This is a genomic window from Deltaproteobacteria bacterium, assembly GCA_003696105.1.
Taxonomy (GTDB): domain Bacteria; phylum Myxococcota_A; class Polyangia; order Haliangiales; family J016; genus J016.
Map to the genome: position 1 here is coordinate 1 of RFGE01000138.1, position 18044 is coordinate 18044.

18 protein-coding genes are annotated in these 18044 nt (G+C 72.8%); 8 read left to right on the forward strand and 10 right to left on the reverse strand.

Going from position 1 to position 18044, the window contains the following annotated elements:
• Together D6689_09395 and D6689_09400 are read left to right on the forward strand one after the other, a co-directional pair.
• A partial coding sequence (locus D6689_09395) for a hypothetical protein (protein ID RMH42002.1) occupies positions 1-282 on the forward strand: 282 nt, incomplete at its 5' end.
• 272 nt (positions 283-554) lie between these two features.
• Positions 555-1319 carry a DedA family protein gene (locus D6689_09400; GenBank protein ID RMH42003.1) on the forward strand — a complete coding sequence of 255 codons (765 nt, stop codon included), beginning with the start codon at positions 555-557 and terminating at the stop codon, positions 1317-1319.
• Positions 1320-1331: 12 nt separating this feature from the next.
• Here D6689_09400 and tkt read toward each other — a convergent pair whose 3' ends face one another.
• From tkt to D6689_09420, 4 genes are read right to left on the reverse strand one after another with little or no spacing between them, the layout of a single operon-like run.
• Positions 1332-3341 carry a transketolase gene (tkt, locus tag D6689_09405; GenBank protein ID RMH42004.1) on the reverse strand — a complete coding sequence of 670 codons (2010 nt, stop codon included), beginning with the start codon at positions 3339-3341 and terminating at the stop codon, positions 1332-1334.
• A gap of 45 nt (positions 3342-3386) precedes the next feature.
• Complete coding sequence (locus D6689_09410; GenBank protein ID RMH42005.1) at positions 3387-4655, reverse strand: MFS transporter; 1269 nt, start codon at positions 4653-4655, stop codon at positions 3387-3389.
• Positions 4656-4700: 45 nt separating this feature from the next.
• The gene (locus D6689_09415; GenBank protein RMH42006.1) at positions 4701-6620 is read right to left on the reverse strand and encodes a hypothetical protein; all 1920 of its coding nucleotides are present in this window, start codon (positions 6618-6620) and stop codon (positions 4701-4703) included.
• Complete coding sequence (locus D6689_09420; GenBank protein ID RMH42007.1) at positions 6617-7384, reverse strand: SDR family NAD(P)-dependent oxidoreductase; 768 nt, start codon at positions 7382-7384, stop codon at positions 6617-6619. The genes D6689_09415 and D6689_09420 overlap by 4 nt, the downstream gene beginning before the upstream one ends.
• 77 nt (positions 7385-7461) lie before the next feature.
• On the opposite strand from D6689_09420, the gene D6689_09425 reads away from it, so the two are divergent.
• Entirely contained in the window at positions 7462-8679 is a 1218-nt protein-coding gene (locus tag D6689_09425; protein RMH42008.1) for a cysteine desulfurase-like protein, read from the forward strand.
• A gap of 9 nt (positions 8680-8688) precedes the next feature.
• Here D6689_09425 and D6689_09430 read toward each other — a convergent pair whose 3' ends face one another.
• Positions 8689-9123, reverse strand: coding sequence for a hypothetical protein (locus D6689_09430; protein ID RMH42009.1), 435 nt, complete (start codon positions 9121-9123; stop codon positions 8689-8691).
• Positions 9124-9128: 5 nt separating this feature from the next.
• On the opposite strand from D6689_09430, the gene D6689_09435 reads away from it, so the two are divergent.
• Together D6689_09435 and D6689_09440 are read left to right on the forward strand one after the other, a co-directional pair.
• Positions 9129-10274 (forward strand): bile acid:sodium symporter family protein, encoded by a 1146-nt coding sequence (locus tag D6689_09435; protein RMH42010.1) that lies wholly within the window; start codon positions 9129-9131, stop codon positions 10272-10274.
• Positions 10275-10334: 60 nt separating this feature from the next.
• Positions 10335-10814 (forward strand): hypothetical protein, encoded by a 480-nt coding sequence (locus tag D6689_09440; GenBank protein ID RMH42011.1) that lies wholly within the window; start codon positions 10335-10337, stop codon positions 10812-10814.
• Positions 10815-10904: 90 nt separating this feature from the next.
• On the opposite strand, the gene D6689_09445 is transcribed toward D6689_09440, so the two are convergent.
• Together D6689_09445 and D6689_09450 are read right to left on the reverse strand one after the other, a co-directional pair.
• On the reverse strand, positions 10905-12359 hold the full coding sequence (locus tag D6689_09445; protein ID RMH42018.1) for a hypothetical protein: 1455 nt from the start codon (positions 12357-12359) through the stop codon (positions 10905-10907).
• Between the two features lie 77 nt (positions 12360-12436).
• Entirely contained in the window at positions 12437-13654 is a 1218-nt protein-coding gene (locus D6689_09450; protein ID RMH42012.1) for a hypothetical protein, read from the reverse strand.
• A 119-nt stretch (positions 13655-13773) separates the two neighbouring features.
• Between D6689_09450 and D6689_09455 the strand changes: the two genes are divergently transcribed.
• Entirely contained in the window at positions 13774-14103 is a 330-nt protein-coding gene (locus D6689_09455; GenBank protein RMH42013.1) for a hypothetical protein, read from the forward strand.
• A 94-nt stretch (positions 14104-14197) separates the two neighbouring features.
• Positions 14198-15151, forward strand: coding sequence for a hydrogen peroxide-inducible genes activator (locus D6689_09460; GenBank protein RMH42014.1), 954 nt, complete (start codon positions 14198-14200; stop codon positions 15149-15151).
• A gap of 25 nt (positions 15152-15176) precedes the next feature.
• Here the strand turns inward: D6689_09460 and D6689_09465 are convergent, their stop codons facing one another.
• Complete coding sequence (locus D6689_09465) at positions 15177-15446, reverse strand: hypothetical protein (protein RMH42015.1); 270 nt, start codon at positions 15444-15446, stop codon at positions 15177-15179.
• A 15-nt stretch (positions 15447-15461) separates the two neighbouring features.
• Positions 15462-15734 carry a hypothetical protein gene (locus D6689_09470; protein RMH42016.1) on the reverse strand — a complete coding sequence of 91 codons (273 nt, stop codon included), beginning with the start codon at positions 15732-15734 and terminating at the stop codon, positions 15462-15464.
• Between the two features lie 106 nt (positions 15735-15840).
• Between D6689_09470 and D6689_09475 the strand changes: the two genes are divergently transcribed.
• Positions 15841-16629 (forward strand): radical SAM protein, encoded by a 789-nt coding sequence (locus D6689_09475; GenBank protein ID RMH42017.1) that lies wholly within the window; start codon positions 15841-15843, stop codon positions 16627-16629.
• Here the strand turns inward: D6689_09475 and D6689_09480 are convergent.
• The gene (locus tag D6689_09480; protein ID RMH42019.1) at positions 16570-17994 is read right to left on the reverse strand and encodes a tryptophanase; all 1425 of its coding nucleotides are present in this window, start codon (positions 17992-17994) and stop codon (positions 16570-16572) included. The genes D6689_09475 and D6689_09480 overlap by 60 nt on opposite strands.
• Positions 17995-18044 lie beyond the last annotated feature (50 nt).

Genomic DNA, 18044 nt, shown 5'->3' on the forward strand with positions numbered 1-18044 from the left:
GCCGACGGCGTGAAGGCGTGGACCTTCTACTACACGGCCTTCCTCAAGACCGCGCCCAAGACGGACGAGCTGTCGATGGACTTCCACACGGCCGACAAGAAGAAGGCGTACGTCGCCAACAAGCGCCTCCAGGTCGACCGCAACCTGACGGTCGTCACCGGACGCGTGACCATCACGGAGGACGACGGCCCGGCCGCCGGGCGCACGTACCATGTGATCCTGCGCGCGCGCCGCGGCAACCGAGACATCGACCTGGCGCGCACCACGCTGACGCTCAAGTGATGCGCGCCGGCACGCGGCGGTCCTTGCGCGCCGGCGGCCCGTGCGGCCGCCGCGAGCACGCCGCCGTCGCGGGCAGCGCCTTCCGCCACGAGCCGCTCGGCCTTTCCCGAAGCGCGGATGCGCGGTAAAGAATCGGTTCCGGTCGTGATTCTCTGGCCTGCACGGATGTGCCGGAGAAGGCGACGGCGAGGTCGTCCCGTGTCCGAAGCGATGTCCATCCCGAGTTGTCCACCGCCGCCCGGTTGCATCGGCGCGGCCCTGCGCCCGCGCGGGTGACCACCGTGCGCCGACTACGCCGCCGCCTGCCGCTTTACTGGGAGCGCTTTTGCTGGGCGCTGCTCGGACTTGCCGCGGGCGGTGCGCTGCTGCTGTGGCTCGCGCCCGATTTCGCCGGCACCTTCTTGTTCACGCTGTACTCGATGCCGGCCAACTCGCTGCTGCCGGTCCCGCACGAGCCGGGCTTGTTGTTCGCGGCCAAGTACTACCACCCCGCGTGGATCGCGCTGGCGGGATGCGTCGGCACCGCCGTCGCGGCCGCGATCGACTACCCGGTCGTCCGGCGCGCGTTCGAACACCCGAACATCCGCCGCGCGCGCAACACGCGCATCTACCGGCTGTCGGTGCGCTGGCTGATGAAGTTCCCGTTTTTCACGATCTTCGTGTTCGCGCTGACGCCGCTTCCGATCTACGTCGTCCGGGTGCTGGCACCGGCCAGCGGCTACCCGCTGTGGCGCTACATCTTCGCGACCGTACTGGGCCGGTTCCCGCGCTACTACGCGATCGCCTGGATCGGCCACCTGGTGCAGATCCCCGCGTGGATTCTGGTCGCCCTGTTCGCCGCGATGGTCGCGCTGCTGATCGCCGGCAGCCGCGTCACCGACGAAATTGGCATCGACGGACTCGAGGTGCTCGACGCATCGGACAGCGCCTTGCCGGCCGTGTCGGACGAACTCGCGGCACTCGCCGACGCCGGCGCGCCGGCCGGCGTCGACCGCGCGGTTGCCACTGTTCGCGCGGACGAACGCCGCTCCTCGTAGCCCGCGCGGGCGTCAGCCCGCCCGGTCGATCGCAGCGCGCACCGCGTCGACCACCGCCGCGGCGTGGATGCCGAGGCGCTCGAGCAACACCGGCCCCGGCGCCGAGGCGCCGAAGCGGTCGAGCCCGACCGCGATCCCGACGTCGCCGATCCACCGCTCCCATCCGAGCGTCACACCCGCTTCGACCGCCACGCGCGCACGCACCGCCTTGGGCAGCACGCGCTCGCGGTAGTCGGCGGGCTGCTCGGCAAACGCCTCCCAGCACGGCATCGCGACGACCCGCGCGCGCACGCCGCCGGCGGCCAGCTGGCGGTGAGCGGCGAGGGCGACGTGCACCTCGGAACCGGTCGCGAGGATCAGGGCCTGCGGGTCGTCGGCATCGACCAACACATACGCGCCGCGCACCAATTCCGCGGCGGGCGGGTACACCGACCGGTCGAGTGTCGGCACCTTCTGGCGGGTCAATACCAGCGCGGTCGGGCCATCGGTCCGCCGCACCGCGTAGCGCCACGCCTCCGCGGCCTCGTTCGCGTCCGCCGGGCGCACCACGTGCAGGTTGGGCATCGCGCGCAGCGACATCAAATGCTCGACCGGCTGGTGCGTCGGCCCGTCCTCGCCCAGGGCGATCGAGTCGTGCGTCCACACGTAGATCACCGGCTGGCGGTTGAGCGCGGCGATGCGGACCGCCGGGCGCATGTAGTCGCTGAACACGAAGAACGTCGACGCAAACGGCCGGACGCCGCCGTGGTAGTCCATGCCGTTGCAGATCGCCCCCATCGCGTGCTCGCGCACGCCGAAGTGGATGTTGCGTCCCGCGCCGGTGCGGCCGTCGAACGACCCGCCGCCGGCGATCGCGGTCATCGTCGAGCACGACAGGTCGGCGTCGCCGCCCAATAGCTCCGGCAGTGCCGCGGCGATCGCGTTTTCCGCCTTGCCCGCCGCAACGCGGGTCGCGACCGCCTCGCCGGCGGGCCAGCTCGGCAGCTCGGCATCCCACCCCGCCGGCAGTTCGCGCGCCCACCGGCGGCGCCATTCGGCGGCGAGGTCCGGATGGTCTGCCTCCCACGCATCCAGCCGTCGCTGCCAGTCCGCCTGAGCCGCGCCGCCCCGGTCGATCGCCGTGCGAAAGTGCGCGACCGCTGCGGCCGGCACGGCAAACGGGGTGAGGTCGTCGATGCCGAGCGCGCGCTTGGTCAGCTCCACCTCCTCGGCCCCGAGCGGCGCGCCGTGCGCCTTCGACGTGCCCTGCTTGTTCGGCGAACCGAATCCGATGGTGGTCTTGACGACGATCAGCGACGGCCGATCGCCGCAGTCGCGCGCGGTCTGGATCGCCCGATCGATCGCGTCGATGTCCGTGTCTCCGTCGGCCACGTGAATGACCTGCCAGCCGTAGGCCTCGAACCGGCGGCCGACGTCCTCGGTGAACGTCTCGTCGGTCGGGCCGTCGAGACACACGCCGTTGGCATCGTACAGGTAGACGAGCTTGCCGAGGCCCAGGTGCCCCGCGAGCGACGCGGCCTCGGCGGCGACGCCCTCCATCAGATCGCCGTCGGACACGAGCGCGTAGGTCATGTGGTCGACGACCGTGTGCCCCGGCCGGTTGAACCGATGTGCGAGCGCGCGTTCGGCGATCGCAATGCCGACCGCGTTGGCCGCGCCCTGGCCGAGCGGACCGGTCGTCGTCTCGACGCCGGGCGTGACGTGGACCTCCGGGTGCCCCGGCGTCTTCGAGCCCCACTGGCGGAACTGGCGCAGGTCGTCGAGCGACACGTCGTAGCCGGTGAGGTGCAACAGCGCGTACAGCAGCATGCTGCCGTGCCCCGCGGACAGCACGAACCGGTCCCGGTCGGGCCACGCCGGGTCGCGCGGATTGTGGCGCAGGTGCCGCGTCCACAACACGTAGGCCATCGGCGCGGCGCCGAGGGGCAACCCCGGGTGCCCCGAATTGGCCTGCTGAATCGCGTCGATCGCGAGCGACCGGATCGCGTTGATGCTCAGGTGGTCCAGTGCTTTGTCCGGCATGGTCGGCCCCTCGTATACCCGATCGGAGGGGGCCGCGTCTTCCCGTTATGCCGGCGGCGCCGGGTGAAGCGGCGGAGATGCCGCCGGGCGCCGCGCGTCGCCGCGCCGCATCGCCGCGAGCACCGCCAGCCAGAACACCAGGCCCGGCACGGCGAGAGCGCCCCACCACAACGCCGCCTCGAATACGGTCACGCCGAGCGCGTCCTGGACCGCGCCGACCGCAATGCCGCTGAGCGCCAGCACCAGTGTGCCGACGCCGAACTCGATGGAGAACACGCGCCCGTGGAAGGTGGGATCGGCCTCGAGCTGCAGCAGGGTGCCCGACAGCACCCAGTTGCCGCCCGATCCCACGGCCGCCACGAAGAACCCGGCGGCCGCGACGGCCATGGACCCGGCAGTCCCCGCGATCGCCATGCCGGCCGCGATCAGCGCGAAGCCGACCGCAATGAGCCGGCGCAGCGCGGGCGGGCGATCGCGCGACCACGCGCGCAGGCCGAGCGAGCCGACCGCCGCGCCGGCGCCGCGCGCCGCGTACAGAAGGCCCATCCACAGGGCGCCGCGGCGCTCGAACGCGACCGTGCCGTACAGCGGAATCAACGCGACGACCGCGCCGTTGGCCACCGAGCCGAACGGCTTGACGCACGCCGTCGCCAGCACGTCGGGCGCGCGCCGCAGGTAGCGGACCGCGTCGGAAAACCGTGCGCTGCCGCCCAGCGCGGCCGCCGGCGGGCGGAGCCGCGGCAGCCCGGCGAACAGCGCGGCCGACATCAGGTAGGTCGCGCCGTCGATCGCGAACGACGCCGCGACGCCGACGGTGGCGACCGCCGCTCCGCCGAGCGCGGCTCCGATCGCGAGCATCACCGACCACGTGGCCCCCATCAGCGCGTTCGCCGCGCCGATGTGGTCCCGCGGCACGACCATCGGCAGCGCCGCCTTCTTCGCCGGAAAGGCGATCGCGGTAAACACGACCATCGCAAACGTCAGCCCGTACAGCGCCGCGAGGGAGCCCGCGGCGTGGGCGGCGATCAGGCCGGCGGCGCAGCCAGCCCGCGCAAAGTCCGCGGCCAGCAGCAGACGCCGCCGGTCGAAGCGATCGACGATTGGCCCGGCAACCGGGATCATCAAGAAGTTCGGCAGCGTCTTGGCCGCAACGACCGCACCGACGGCCAGCTTGCTGCTGGTGAGCGCCTGTACCGACGTGTAGATCGCGATCAGGTTGAACCAATCGCCGAGAAAGCTCGCCACGTCGCCGAGCCATAGCCGGCGAAACGCGGGATTCGCGCGCACGAGCGCGCGGTAGCTCGGCGACGTCATCGCCGCCGCTTTCTGCCGGGACTCGACCGCATCGGCGCGCGCATGTCAAAACGCCTGCTGCGACGCGAACACCACGCGGCTGCCGGCCAGCCCGGGCGTCGGACCGTTGAGCGGCACCGCCCAGTCCAGGCGGAACACGAATGGCTGTAGTTGCGGGATCAACGTGCGCAGACCGATGCCGACGTCGTGGTACAGGTCCATCGAGCGAAACCCCGTGCTCACACCGCCGACGTCGTAGAACGCGACGAGCCCGGCCCGCCAGAACCACACCCGCACCGGCGCGGTCCTCGCCTCGATGTTGGCGCGGGCGAACCGGTGGTTTTGCGCGCCCAGCGGCGTCTGGAAGAAGTTGATTGGAAACCCGCGCAGGCCGTTGTCGCCGCCGAGCGCGAAGATGCGGTTGGCCTGTTCGTTGAACCGCGTACCGGCCGACGCCGCGCCGACGAACCGCACCGGCCCCACCGGCGGCGGCACCGCGCGAACCGACGCAGACGCGCTGTTGTCGATGAAGCCGCCGACCTCGGCGCCGCCGGCCGGGTCTCGCTGCTGGATGCGCGTGCTCGCCGAGGCACCGACGCGGACGAAGCCGTCCCCGCGCCAGTCGACCGTCCAGCCGAGCCCCGCGGCCAGTCCGACGTAGTTCGTATCCGAGCCGAGCGCCTCGAGCGCCACTTCCACCGCCGCCGATGCGCTCGGGCCGAGCGTGGCGTCCTCGGCCAGGTCGAACGAGTCGACGTTGCGGTAGCGAACGAACCGCGGCGTGAACAGCCGGTAGCTGGCCGTGAGCGCTGACGACAGCTCGGACCGCGGCAGCGCCTCGGACTCGAAGCACGCGACCAGCGCCGGGTCGTACGCGTCGCGGTCGCGCAGGTGCGACCGGTCTCGCCGAAGTTGGTAGCCCCAGCTGAGCCGGTGGATCACCCGCCCGGGATACGATCGCGTCGCCGTCGCCGACACGTCGACCAGGGTGCGGTCGAAGACCTGCCGCAGTGGCGCATCGGCAAATGGCCGCGCGCAGTCGGGCGGCTCGACCACGTCGACCGGCAGCGGGAACGGCGCCACCTCGGTGCCGAAGAACCGGCGCGTGACGCTGTCGAAGTGCGACACCGACAGTCCCGCCCCCCACCTGCGCCGGAGCGACCACAGCGGATACACGATGTCCGTGCGACTGGACGTTCCCTCGAAGTCGCCGGTGAGCCCGAGGTCGGCCCCGGTCGCCAGCGCCGGCTGTGCGTCGCGGCGAAAGATCGCCCGCGCGAGCGTGACGAGTTGAAGCCGCGTCCCCAGGACGTTCTTGTCGACGTACTGCGGCCCGATCGCCCAGCCGCTCTTGTCCATGTCGAACACGAACGATACGTGCTTGCGCAACCCGAGCAGGTTGTTTTCCGACGCGGTCAAGAACAGCGCGGTCACGACACCGTCCTGCACCTCGATGTTCGAGTTCATCCGCAGCGACCAGATGTCGCGGGTGACGACCAACACGTCGACCGTGCCCGGCTCGGGCGACCGGACCGGCACGATGGCGGCCAGTGCGGTAAACAGGCCGTCGTTGAGACGCCGGCGGTTGTCCTCGACCACCTCCTCGTCCCACGGCTCGCCGGGCTCGATGAACACCTCGCGCGCGACGATGGACGTGCGCGTGGTGACGTGCAGCGCGTTGAACACGCGCAAGAATCCGGCGTCCTTGCCGAATACGGGCAGGTTGACCACGTGGATGCGGCGGACCCGCTTGCCGGCCGGCCGTTCGTCGACCTCGACGCCGAGCCGCGCCAACGCCTCCTCGACCGCCTCGCGCTCGTAACTTCCCAGCGCGTCGAGCCGTCCCGCGCGCGCCGGCGTCGCGGCGACCACGGCCACCGCGAGTGCGGCCGCCGCCGCGCGACGCGCTCGGCGCGCGGCCGCGCCGCCGCCGGTGGCCGGCTCCCGCGCCCCGCTGCCCCGGCGCGCTGCCGCGTGCCGCGTCATTTGGGCGGCATGCGCAGCGCGCCGTCGAGTCGGATCGTCTCGCCGTTGAGATACGGGTTGGTGACGATCGCCTCGACCAGCCGCGCGAACTCGTCCGGGTCGCCGAGCCGCTTGGGGAACACGACGTCTTTCGTGAGCGCCTCGCGCGCGGCCGGCGGCAACAGCCCGAGCATCGGCGTGTCGAACACGCCCGGCGCGATCGCGACCACGCGGACGCCGACGGGCGCGAGGTCGCGCGCGGCCGGCAGCGTCATGCCGACGACGCCCGCCTTCGACGCGGCGTAGGCGACCTGGCCGACCTGGCCGTCGAACGCCGCGGCGGACGCCGTCTGCACGACGACGCCGCGCTCGCCCGTCGCCGCCGGCTCGGTCGCGGCCATCGCCGCCGCGGCCAGCCGCAGCACATTGAACGTGCCGACCAGGTTGATGCCCACGACCTGGCGAAACAGCTCGAGATCGTGGGGGTTGCCGTCGCGGTCGAGCGTGCGCCTGGCCCACCCGACGCCGGCGCAGCTCACCGCGATCCGCAGCGGCCCCAGCGCCCGGGCGCGGTCGATCGCCGCGCGCACCTGCGCCTCGTCGGTCACGTCGGCCTGCGCGAACTCGACCCCGTCGCCGAGTTCCCCCGCGAGCGCCTCGCCCCGGTCCGCGTCTCGATCGCAGATGACCGCCCGCGCGCCGCCGGCCACCAGTCGGCGGACCGTCGCCGCGCCGAGCCCGGATGCGCCGCCCGTGACGAACGCCACAGCGCCCTGCAGATCCATGGTCGCGTTGTATCACGGCGTCACGCGCGACGTCCGCCGCGGCTCCGCACGGGCGTCCATCCCGGTAGGATGCGGCCATGACCGCACTCGACGTCGCCGCCGTCCGCCGATTGTTTCCCGCGTTGGCCCGCACGCAAGACGGCCGCCCGGTCGTGTTCGCCGATGGTCCGGCCGGCAGCCAGGTTCCACAGCCGGTGATCGACGCGGTCGCCGGCGCGCTGCGCGACGGCGTATCCAACACGCATGGCGCGTTCGCCGCATCGCGCGCGCTCGACCGCCGGCTGGAGGACGCGCGCGCCGCGGTCGCGGACCTGCTGGGCGCCCCCGACCCCGCGTGCTGCGTGTTCGGCCCGAACATGACCACGCTCACGTTCGCGCTGTCGCGGGCGCTCATGGACCGGTGGGAGGAGGGCGACGAGATCGTCGTCACGCGCATGGACCACGACGCCAACGTGTGGCCGTGGGTGTTGGCGGCGCGCGACGCCGGCGCGCGCGTGCGACACGTCGGCTTCCGCGCGCCGGAGTGCACCCTCGACCTCGACGAGCTGCGCGCGGTGCTCGGCGAGCGCACCCGCCTCGTCGCGGTCGCCGCTGCGTCCAACGCGGTCGGCACGATCCACCCGGTCGCCGACGTCTGCGCGCTCGCGCACGACGCCGGCGCGGAGGTGTTCGTCGACGCCGTCCACTACGCGCCCCACCGGTTGATCGACGTGCAGGCGTGGGACTGCGACTACCTCGCGTGTTCGGCGTACAAGTTCTTCGCGCCGCACGTCGGCATCTTGTGGGGCAAGCGCGAGTCGCTGCGGTCGCTACCCGCCTACCAGGTGCGGCCGGCCGGAGACGAGCTGCCCGGGCGGTGGGAGACCGGCACGCAGAACCACGAGGGCATCGCCGGCGTCGCGGCCGCCATCGACTACCTCGCGTCCCTCGGCGACGGCCCCGATCGGCGCGCGCGGCTGCGCAGTGCGTTCGCCGCCATCGCCGCCCACGAGTCGGTGCTGGCCGCACGCCTGCACGACGGGCTCGCCGCGATCGCCGGCGTCACGGTCTACGGACCGCGGCAAGACCGGGCGCCGACGTTCGGGTTCACGTGCCGCGACCGCGACGCGGCAAGCGTCGCCGAACACCTCGCGTCGCGCGCGATCTATGCGTGGCACGGCAACTTCTACGCGGTCGAGCTCACCCGCGCGCTCGGCCTGGAGCCCGGCGGGCTCGTCCGCGTCGGCCTGCTTCACTACAACACGGCCGACGAGGTCGACCGGATCGTCGCGGCGGTGCGCGAACTGGCCGCCTGACCGCCGCGTCTACCCCGCGAGCGCGCGCGGCGCCGGCGAGATCGACGCGCGCAGCCTCGCCGTGCTGAGCGTGTGCTCGGGCGGGTCGCCGTCCGCCGGCGTCCACACGGGTGGGCCCATCGCCGGCGAGATCAGCGCGAGCGCGTGACTCGCCTGCTCGTGCAGACACATGCGCAGTTCGCCGGGCTCGATCTCGCCGTGCCGCACGAGCCACTCGCCGACGCGGTCCCCGGCGACGGCCGCTTGCTGGTATGCGACGTGAACGACGGACCGCGGCACGCCTGCGCGCAGCGCGATCAAGTCGGTGAGCCGCCACGGCAACCGCGTCGAGGTCGCCCAGCCGATCCTCCGCCCCACCACGCACACCGCAACCGACAACCGCGCGGTCCGCCCAAACAGCAGCAGCCCGTACGCATCGTCGGGCATGGCGTCGACTCGCTCCAACAGGCTTGACGCATTCATACGCACTCTCCACACGCGCTCGAAGCAAACCGCGGGCCCACCGTGCAGCGCGGGGCATCGCGCACTTGCGCGGGACGCGGCACGACATTTCGCGGGTCGCCGGCGGCGGACACACGGCCGGTCGTGGCGGCCGCGCACGCGGCGCCATCGGCAGCCGCCCGTTGCGTCGTGCCACCGCGCGGTGGCACGGTGGGAGATCCACCGGGCTCACCGTGGCCACGTTTCACTACATCGCCGAAACCTACCTCATTCCGGTCCAACTCGTTCTCGCCCTGTTCGGCATGGGCGCGACGCTCCGGGTCAGCGATTTCGCGGCGATCGCGCGCGACCCGCGCGGCCTCGCGGTCGGGCTCGGGCTCCAGTGGATCGCCGTGCCGGCCGCGACGGCCGCGTTCGTCGCGGCGCTCGACCTGCCCCCCGGATGGGCGGTCGGCCTGTTTCTCGTCGCGGCCGTGCCGGGCGGCGCGTTTTCCAACCTGCTCACCTTCCTCGCGCGCGGCAACGTCGCGCTGTCCATCTCGGTGACGGTCGTGACGACCGCGGCATGCGTCGGCACGATCCCGCTGCTGCTGAGCGTGCTCGCCCGCGGCCACCTGCCGGCGGGCTTCGCGCTGCCCGCCGGCCGCATCGTCGTCGAGATCGCGGCGTATTTGATCGGGCCGCTGCTCGCCGGCATGGCCGCGCGCCGGTTGTGGCCGGCCGGCGCGCTGCGCGCATCGCGCTGGGCGATCCGCGGCTCGCTCGTCGGCCTCGCGCTCGTCACCGCCAGCGCGCTGCAAAGCGGCCGCATCCGCGTCGCCGAGTACGGCTGGGGCCCGCCGTTGACGCTCATCGCGTACGGCCTGCTGCTCGCCAACCTCACGCCCCCGTTGGTCCGCGCGCTCGGCCGCTACGACGACGACAACGTCGCGCTCACCATCGAGGTCGCGGTGCGCAACATCGGCATCGCGCTGCTGCTCGTGCACCATTTCTTCCCCGGCCAGCGCGAGCAGGGCCACGTGTTGTACGCGTGCCTGTTCTACGCCGGAATGGGCGGGTTTCTCGCGTTGCCGCCCCTCGTCCGCCACCGCCGCGGCCGCGCTCCGTCGCCGGTGCTCGGGCCGCGGCCCCGACCGGAGCGCGCCGCGCGGTAATCCACTCGGCGAAAACCGCTGTCCGGAGCCCGCGGCGACGGTATACTCGGGAGGGGACGGTTGGTGCCGGTCGACATCGACATCCGCCACGTCGGCGACAAGTCCTACGTCGAGATCCGCGGCGTCGTCGACGAGAACGCGAACTTCGACGCCCTCGCGACGCTCCGGGAGAGAGCCGAGGTGAACCTCCGCGGCGTGCGGCGCATCAACTCGTACGGCGCGCGGGCGTGGATGGATGCGCTCCGCCGCGTCGCCGAGTCGACGCGTCTCGAGTTCGTCGAGTGCTCGTCACCGGTCATCGACCAGATCAACATGCTCGAGGGGTTCCTGGCGCACGCGCCGGTGCGCTCGTTCGTGGCGCCGCTGGTGTGCGAGCACTGCGACGTTCAGATCGACCACGTGTTCGACACGCGCGAGGTGCGCAACCACCACCAGAGCCTGCCGCCGGTCGAGTGCGACCGCTGCCACCGGCCGATGGTGCTCGACGACCTCGAAGACCAGTATTTGCTGTTTCTCCGCGAGCCGACGAAGCTGCGCTGACGTGCGCCGGGTCGCGCCGGCGACGCGCCCGCAATCCGTCGCGTCGCCGGTGCGACCGGTCGCGTGCGACGCGCACATGCGCGGTCGCGCTCACGCCATCAGCTCGTCGATCAACACGTCGTCGTCGTTGAGCGAGCGGAACAGCTTCTTTTTGAGCCGACCTTTTTGGTTGATGAGCGCGCTCGCGAGCTTGTCGATCGCGATCACTGACAGCACGGTCTGGATGAACCCCTCGATCAGTTCGTCCGTTCCGATGCCGAGCAGGTTGAAGTCCCGGCGGTCCATCAACATGAGCCGATCCGTGTCGGATCGCCACCCGCCGTCGTCGGCGCGCACCGACAGGTTGGTGCCCAGCACGTCCCACGACGAGCCGGACGCCAGCTTGTCCACCAGCGGCACGCGCGCCCGCCTGGCGTACACGGCCAGCGGGCGAAACCCGTCGGCGGTCGAACACACCATCATCCGCACGTCGGCCACGTAGATCTCGCCGCGCTTGTTGGGCATGGTGCCGACTTGATACAGGCGCCCGCGCCGGCTGATCGAACTCCACTGGTGATTGCCCACCAGGCTCTGGACGATGTACCGCTCGTAGCCGATGTCGCGCGCCATGAACGCGGAGAGTTCCGCTTCGCTCGTGATCGTGAACACCCCCTGTCCCGCATTGGCATATGGGACCTTCACGACCGCATGGCCACCAAACCGTTGTATCCACAACGGAATCTCGTCACGGCTGACGTCGCGAATGGTCTCGGGCGTGCAGATTTCCAGCCCGCACGGCACCAACTCGGCGTTGTACAGATCGTACGCCTTGGCCGCGACCAGCTTGTTCCGCCCACCGGCGAGACACGCGATGACCGGATTGAACACGGCCGTCTTCGTGTAGACGGGGATCCTCGTCCACGGCCGCTGTGTCACGTAGCGGAGCGCCGCGCGGATCGGGTGCCACGTGCCGCCGGCGTCGCGCACCCGGAGCAGCCCGTCGTCGAACACGGCCGCCGGCTCCTCCGCGTCGTGCGGCATCGGCGCCAGCCACACCGGCTCGTCGACGAAATCGGCGAGTGCCGCGGCGTAACCGGACGCCTCCATGATGTTCTTGTCGTAGACCACCGCGAGTCCGCCGGTGGACACGGCTGCGCGCTTGACGACGAACGGGAGAAGCGAGCGCTCGACCAGCGTCCGATAGCCGCCCTGTTCCTGGTCCTCGGCGAGGATCGGCATCGACTTGTTGCCAGAGGGACACGAGTTGGTCTCGATGACGAGCATCTGGCGATTGCCGCCCTCGGTCGTCACGTGAAACAGGTCCGCCCCCGCCCAGCGAAAAAACCGCGGCCGGTAGCGCAACACCGAAGTGAGGTACTCGGGGACGACGCGCGGGTTGAGGTGGCAGTAGCGGTTGACCAGCCGCTCCTGGCTCATGCGCATGAAAAAGCTCACGAGCGGGTGGACCTGCGCGTTGAGCGCGCGCGGATAGAAGTGACGAGGCGGCTCGAACGAACCCGGCTCGACCTGAACGGCGAACGGCGCGCGGAGTTGCTGGACGGTGATGTTGTCGTGCATGTCGCCGCCTCGACTATGTCACGGCGCCCGCTTTCCGAGGCGACGGCGGGCGTCCAACCGCGCGATCAATCGACGATCGGGGCCGGCGACACGACCGCCGCGCCGTCGATCGCCGGCGCCGCCGGTCCATACAGCACGATCACGCCCGCGCCGCCGCCGCCGCCGCCGCCGCCGCGCTCGGCGACCGGGGCGTCCTCGCCGTCGGGGTTCGCCAGGGCGCCTCCGGTTCCCCCGCGGCCGCCCTTGCCCTCGCCGTCGCCGCCGTCCGCGCGCCGCGCGCCGGCACCGCCGTCCTCGCCGGGCTCGGCGCGGTTGCCGTCGCACCCGCCCCCGCCGCCGCCGCCGTTGGCGGCCACCACGGCCAGCGGTCCGATCGTGACCGTCCCTCCCTCGAGCCCGATCATCCCGCCGCTGCCGCCGCCGCCGCCGCCGGCGCGGTGTCCCGTGCCCGGCCCGCCGCCGGCGCCACCGGCGAGCACCCGGCCGGTCACTCGCAACGCGTCGCGCGCCGCCAGGTGGACGGCGCCCCCGCCCGGTCCCCCGCGCCCGTACGTGTCGAAGCCGTCGTTGTTGGCCGCGCCGTCGGCTCCCGCGCAGCCGCCGCGCAGCATCTCCGGCGGCGCCGCGACCGCCACGCCGCCCGCGCCGCCCGGGATGCCGTCGGGAAATCCGCCGCCGCAGTCGCGCGTGTCGCCGCCCTCGCCGCCGCGACCGCCGTCGCCACCGAACGCGCCGCCTCCGCCGCCCGAACCGCCGTGCTGGGCGCAGGTTGCGCCGGGGTCCGGCGGCGACGCGGGACACGCGCTCGAGTTCGCGCCGGCGCCGCGCACGTACCCGCTGCCGTCGAAGCCGCTGCTGGCGTCGATCGTCCCGACCACGTCGATGTCGCCGAAGGACGCGATCAACAGCGGCGCCGAGCCGACCGCACGCAACCGGGCGGCCGCGCCGACCATCAGGCCGCGCACCCACACCGCGCGCACGCCACCGAGATCCGACGACGCCGGCACCGACGCGCCGCCGCCCGGTGCGGTCAACACACCCGTATCCGTGTCGTACACGTACGTGCCCGGCAAGGTCAGCATCAACGGACCGTCCGGCTCCGGCGTCGCCGGCGAGCACGGGTCGAAGTGCACGGGCATGTAGCCCCACGCGCACCCCGCGGCGGCGTCCGGCGCGCCCGGCGCCGCGTCGGCCGGCGGCTCGCCGCCGTCGCCCGCGATCCCCGCCGCCGACGGATCGAAGTGGCATGCGAACGCCGCGAGAGACGCGGCCCACAGGGGCATTCGGCCGGACGACACGACGATCTAGTGTCGCACGAGCCGCCGCCGGTCGCGGAAAAAATGGCGCGCGGGCCGGTGCGCGACAGCGCGCCCGCCGCGCCGCGTTGCGGTAGCCTCGGGCCATGCGCGCCGTGTGTGTGCTGGTCCTCACATTCCTGTGCGGCTGCTCGCTGTTCATGCGCGACAAGCGGCTGGTCGCCGACCCGCCGCCCGGCGAGCCTCCGCGCTGCGACACGAACGCGGTCGTCCCGGTCGTCGACCTCATCGTGGGAGCCACGGGCGCGGCGGTCGGCGTCGGCGCGGCGTTTGGCGACGGCGGCTCCGAGCGCGCGACGATGGCCGTCGCCGGAGTCGCCGGCATCGGCTTCTTGATCGCGGGATGGTACGGGTACCGGTGGCACGCCGAGTGCGAGCGCGCCCGCCGGCGCTACGAGCAACAGGCCGCGCCGTGATCGCCGCGCCGCCCCGCCCCGGTGCCGACGGCCGCGCGCCAGCGCCGGCGCCAGGACACCGACCGCCGCGGGCCGCCGCGGCCCGCCCGCGACCATGCCGACCCTGACGCAACTCGAGTACCTCGTCGCCGTCGACCGCACGCGCCACTTCGGCCGCGCGGCCCGTGCCTGCCACGTGTCCCAGCCGACGCTGTCGGCGCAGGTCCACAAGCTCGAGGAGGAACTCGGCGTCGTCGTGTTCGACCGCAAGCACAAGCCGGTCGTGCCGACCCCGGCCGGAGTCGCGGTACTCGAGCGCGCGCGCGAGGTGCTGCGCGCGCACGAACGGCTCGTCCACGTCGCCGACGAGCTGGCCGGCGATCTCGCCGGCCCGCTGTCGCTCGCGGTGATCCCGACGCTGGCGCCCTACCTGCTGCCGCGCTTTCTGGCGGCGTTCGCGCGCGCCCATCCGCGCATCGAACTCACCGTCGAGGAGCGCCGCACCGAGGACATCATCGCAGCGCTGCGCGCCGATCAGATCGACGCGGGGCTGCTGGCGACGCCGCTCGGCGAGCGCGGCCTGCGCGAACGGCCACTGTTCTACGAGCCGTTTTACGTCTACGCGGCCGCGGGCCATCCGTTGCTGTCGCGCGACGTCGTGCGGGACAGCCAGCTCGATCCCGCCGACCTGTGGCTGTTGGAAGACGGCCACTGCTTGCGCACGCAGGTCGTCCACCTGTGCGGCGCGGCCGACGGTCGCTGCGGTCGACTCGACAACGTGCGGTTCGAAGCCGGCACGCTGGAGTCGCTGCGACAGCTCGTCCGCGCGGGCGGTGGCTACACGCTCGTGCCCCACTTGCTGGTCGTGCAACTGTCCGCGCGCGAGCGCGCGCGCCACGTCCGCCCGATCGCGCGACCGGTGCCCACGCGCGAGGTCAGCCTCGTGTTCCGCCGCGACCTGTACAAGCGCGACGCACTGCGCGCACTGTACGACGCGGTGCGGGCGAACGTGCCGGACGACTTGCCTGCGCGACCGCGCGCGGCCCACCGGGTGGTCGACGCGGTGTGAGCCGCGGCGGCCGCGCGTCCGTCCGTCAGCCTCCGAGCACCTTGTCGATCGTCGCCTTCCAGTCGTCGATGCTGTTTCTCGCGGTGAGCGTGCCGACGACCTCGTGTTTGCGGGGATCGACCAGCAGGCAGAACCCCGTGCGCGGCGCGTTTTTCTCGAACAGGTCGAGCACCCCGTACGCCGCCGCCGCCTTCTTCGCCGCTTCGGTGGTCTCGTCGGTCGTGAAGTCGAACGTCACGAACGCCACGCCCTTGTCGACGTACAACTTCTTGGCCTCCTCGACGATGGGACCCATCGCCCGGCAGCCGCCTCAATCGTCGTGGTGAAACTTGAGCGCCAGCAGCTTGACGTCGGTCTGGGTGTCCGCGGCGGCCTGGGCGGGCGCGGCGTGCGGGGCGGCGGCCGCGGCCGCCTGCGCGGGCGCCGTGTGCCCGGCGGCGGCCGGCGCGGGTTGCGCCGCGGGTGCCGGCGCCGCCGCGCGGCTCCCCGGGGCCGTCTTGCCGGCATCGTCCTTGGAACAGCCGGGAGCCAGGCACAGCGCCAGCGCCGCGGCGACAGAAGCGGTCAGCTCGTGCATCGTCATGGCACCCAGCCTACCGCTCGGCGCGCGCTCGCGACACCCGAATGCAAGTTTGGATGAGTTGACGCAGCGCAATTCCTGGCTGGCCCCGGCGCGCTACGCCGCGGGGGTGACTCGCCGCGGGACCCTCGCCTCGACCGTCTACGGCCCCGTCGACTCGCGCCGGCTCGGCCGGTCGCTCGGCGTCGACCTGTGCCCGCCGGAGGTCAAGGCGTGTCCGCTGGACTGCCTCTATTGCCAGTGCGGGCGCACGGCCGTGCGCATCCGCTCGGCCGCGGACGCCCCGCGATTGGCGTGGCCGGACCCGGCCGCGATCGAGCGCGACGTCGCCGAGGCGCTGCGCGCCGCCGCCGCCGCCGGCCGGCCGGTGGACGACATCTCGCTGTGCGGCAACGGCGAACCGACGCTGCACCCGGCGTTTTGCGACATCGCCGACCGCGTCGCCCGCGTGCGCGACGCCCTGGCGCCCACCGCGTCGCTCACCGTGTTCACCAGCGCGCTGTCGGAAGCCGTCCTGTCGGGCGCCGCGCTGCCGGGCCTGCTGCGCTGCGACCGCCGGCTGATGAAGCTCGACGCGGGGACCGACGTGCGGCTGCACCGGCTCGCGCGTCCGGCCAACGGCGCGGGCGTCGCCGACGCCATCGCCGCGATCGCCGCCGTGCCCGGCGCGGAGATCCAGGCGCTCATCGTGTCGGGCCGCGCGGGCAACGACGCCCCCGCGGAACTCGACGCGTGGGCCGACGCGGTCGCGCAAGCCCGCCCGGTTCGCGCGCACGTCGGCACCCTCGCCCGCGCGCCCGCCGAGCCCCGCGCGGTCCAGCCGGCGCCCCGCGCGACGCTAGAGGCCGCCGCCGCCCGCGCCCGCGCGCGCGGCGTCCCGTGCTCCGTCGTCGACTGACGCCCGCGGCCGCAGCTTGGCGCTGAAGTGGCGAAGCGCGTGCGGCTGGTCGACGATCTCGAGCGGCCGCAGCCGCTCCCGCGCCTCGTACAGTTCGATCACCGCGTCGGCCACGTAGGCGAGCTGACTGGTGGTGTACACGCGACGGGGGATCGCCAGCCGCACGAGGTCCTGCGCGACCGGCGCCTCGACACCGTCCGGACCGGGCCGACCGTTCATCAGCTGGCCGACCTCGACGCAGCGAACCCCCGCGTGCAGATACAACTCACAGACGAGCGACTGCCCGGGGTAGTCGAGCGGATCCAGGTGCGGCGCGAACGCGCGCGCATCGACGTAGATGGCGTGCCCTCCGGGCGGGCGCACCGTCGGCACGCCGGCGGCGTGCAGCCGGTCGCCGAGCGCGCGCACGCGACCGATCCGGTCGGCCAGATACGCCGGGTCGAGCACCTCCTGCAGCCCGGTGGCCATCGCCTCGAGATCGCGGCCGGCGAGGCCGCCGTAGGTCGGAAACCCCTCGCCGAGTACCATCGACCGCTTGACCCGCTCGGCGAGGTCGGCGCTGCGCAGTGCGACGAATCCGCCGATGTTGACGAGCCCGTCCTTCTTCGCGCTCATCAGGCAGCCGTCGGCCAGCGAAAACAGGTCGCGCGCGATGTTGCGCGGCGACCGGTCGCCCTGGCCCGGCTCGCGCTCGCGTATGAACCACGCGTTTTCCGCGAACCGCGCGGCGTCGATGAACAACAGCGCGCCGTGGCGGTCGCACAGCGCGCGCACGGCCCGCAGGTTCGCGAGCGACACCGGCTGGCCGCCGCACGAGTTGTTGGTGCAGGTCATCACGACCAGCGGGACGCGGTCGCCGGATGCGAGCACGCGCTCGAGCGCGGCGACGTCGGCGTTGCCCTTGAACGGCGCCTCGAGCGCGCGGTCGGCGGCCTCGGCACACGGCAGGTCGACGGCCCGTGCGCCGAAGTACTCGATGTTCGCGCGCGTCGTGTCGAAGTGGGTGTTGCCGGGCACCACGTCGCCGCGGGTGACGAGCGCTTCGAACAGCAGGCGCTCGGCCGCGCGTCCCTGATGGGTCGGGATGACGTGCGGCAAGCCGGTGAGATCGCGGACGACCCGCTCGAACCGCTGGAAGCTCTGGGAGCCGGCGTACGCCTCGTCGCCGTCGAACAGGCTGCCCCACTGGTGGGCGCTCATGGCGGTGACCCCGCTGTCGGTGAGCAGGTCGATCGTGACGAGGTCCGCCGGAATGCGGAACACGTTCCAGTCGGCCGCCTCGAGCGCGCGCCGTCGCGCGCCGGCATCGGGGAACGGGATCGGCTCGACGACCTTGATGCGATAGGGCTCGATTCGGCGGGGCACGGCCGAGCGGTAGCACGCGGGGGCCAGCGCCGACTTGACCGGGATCAGGC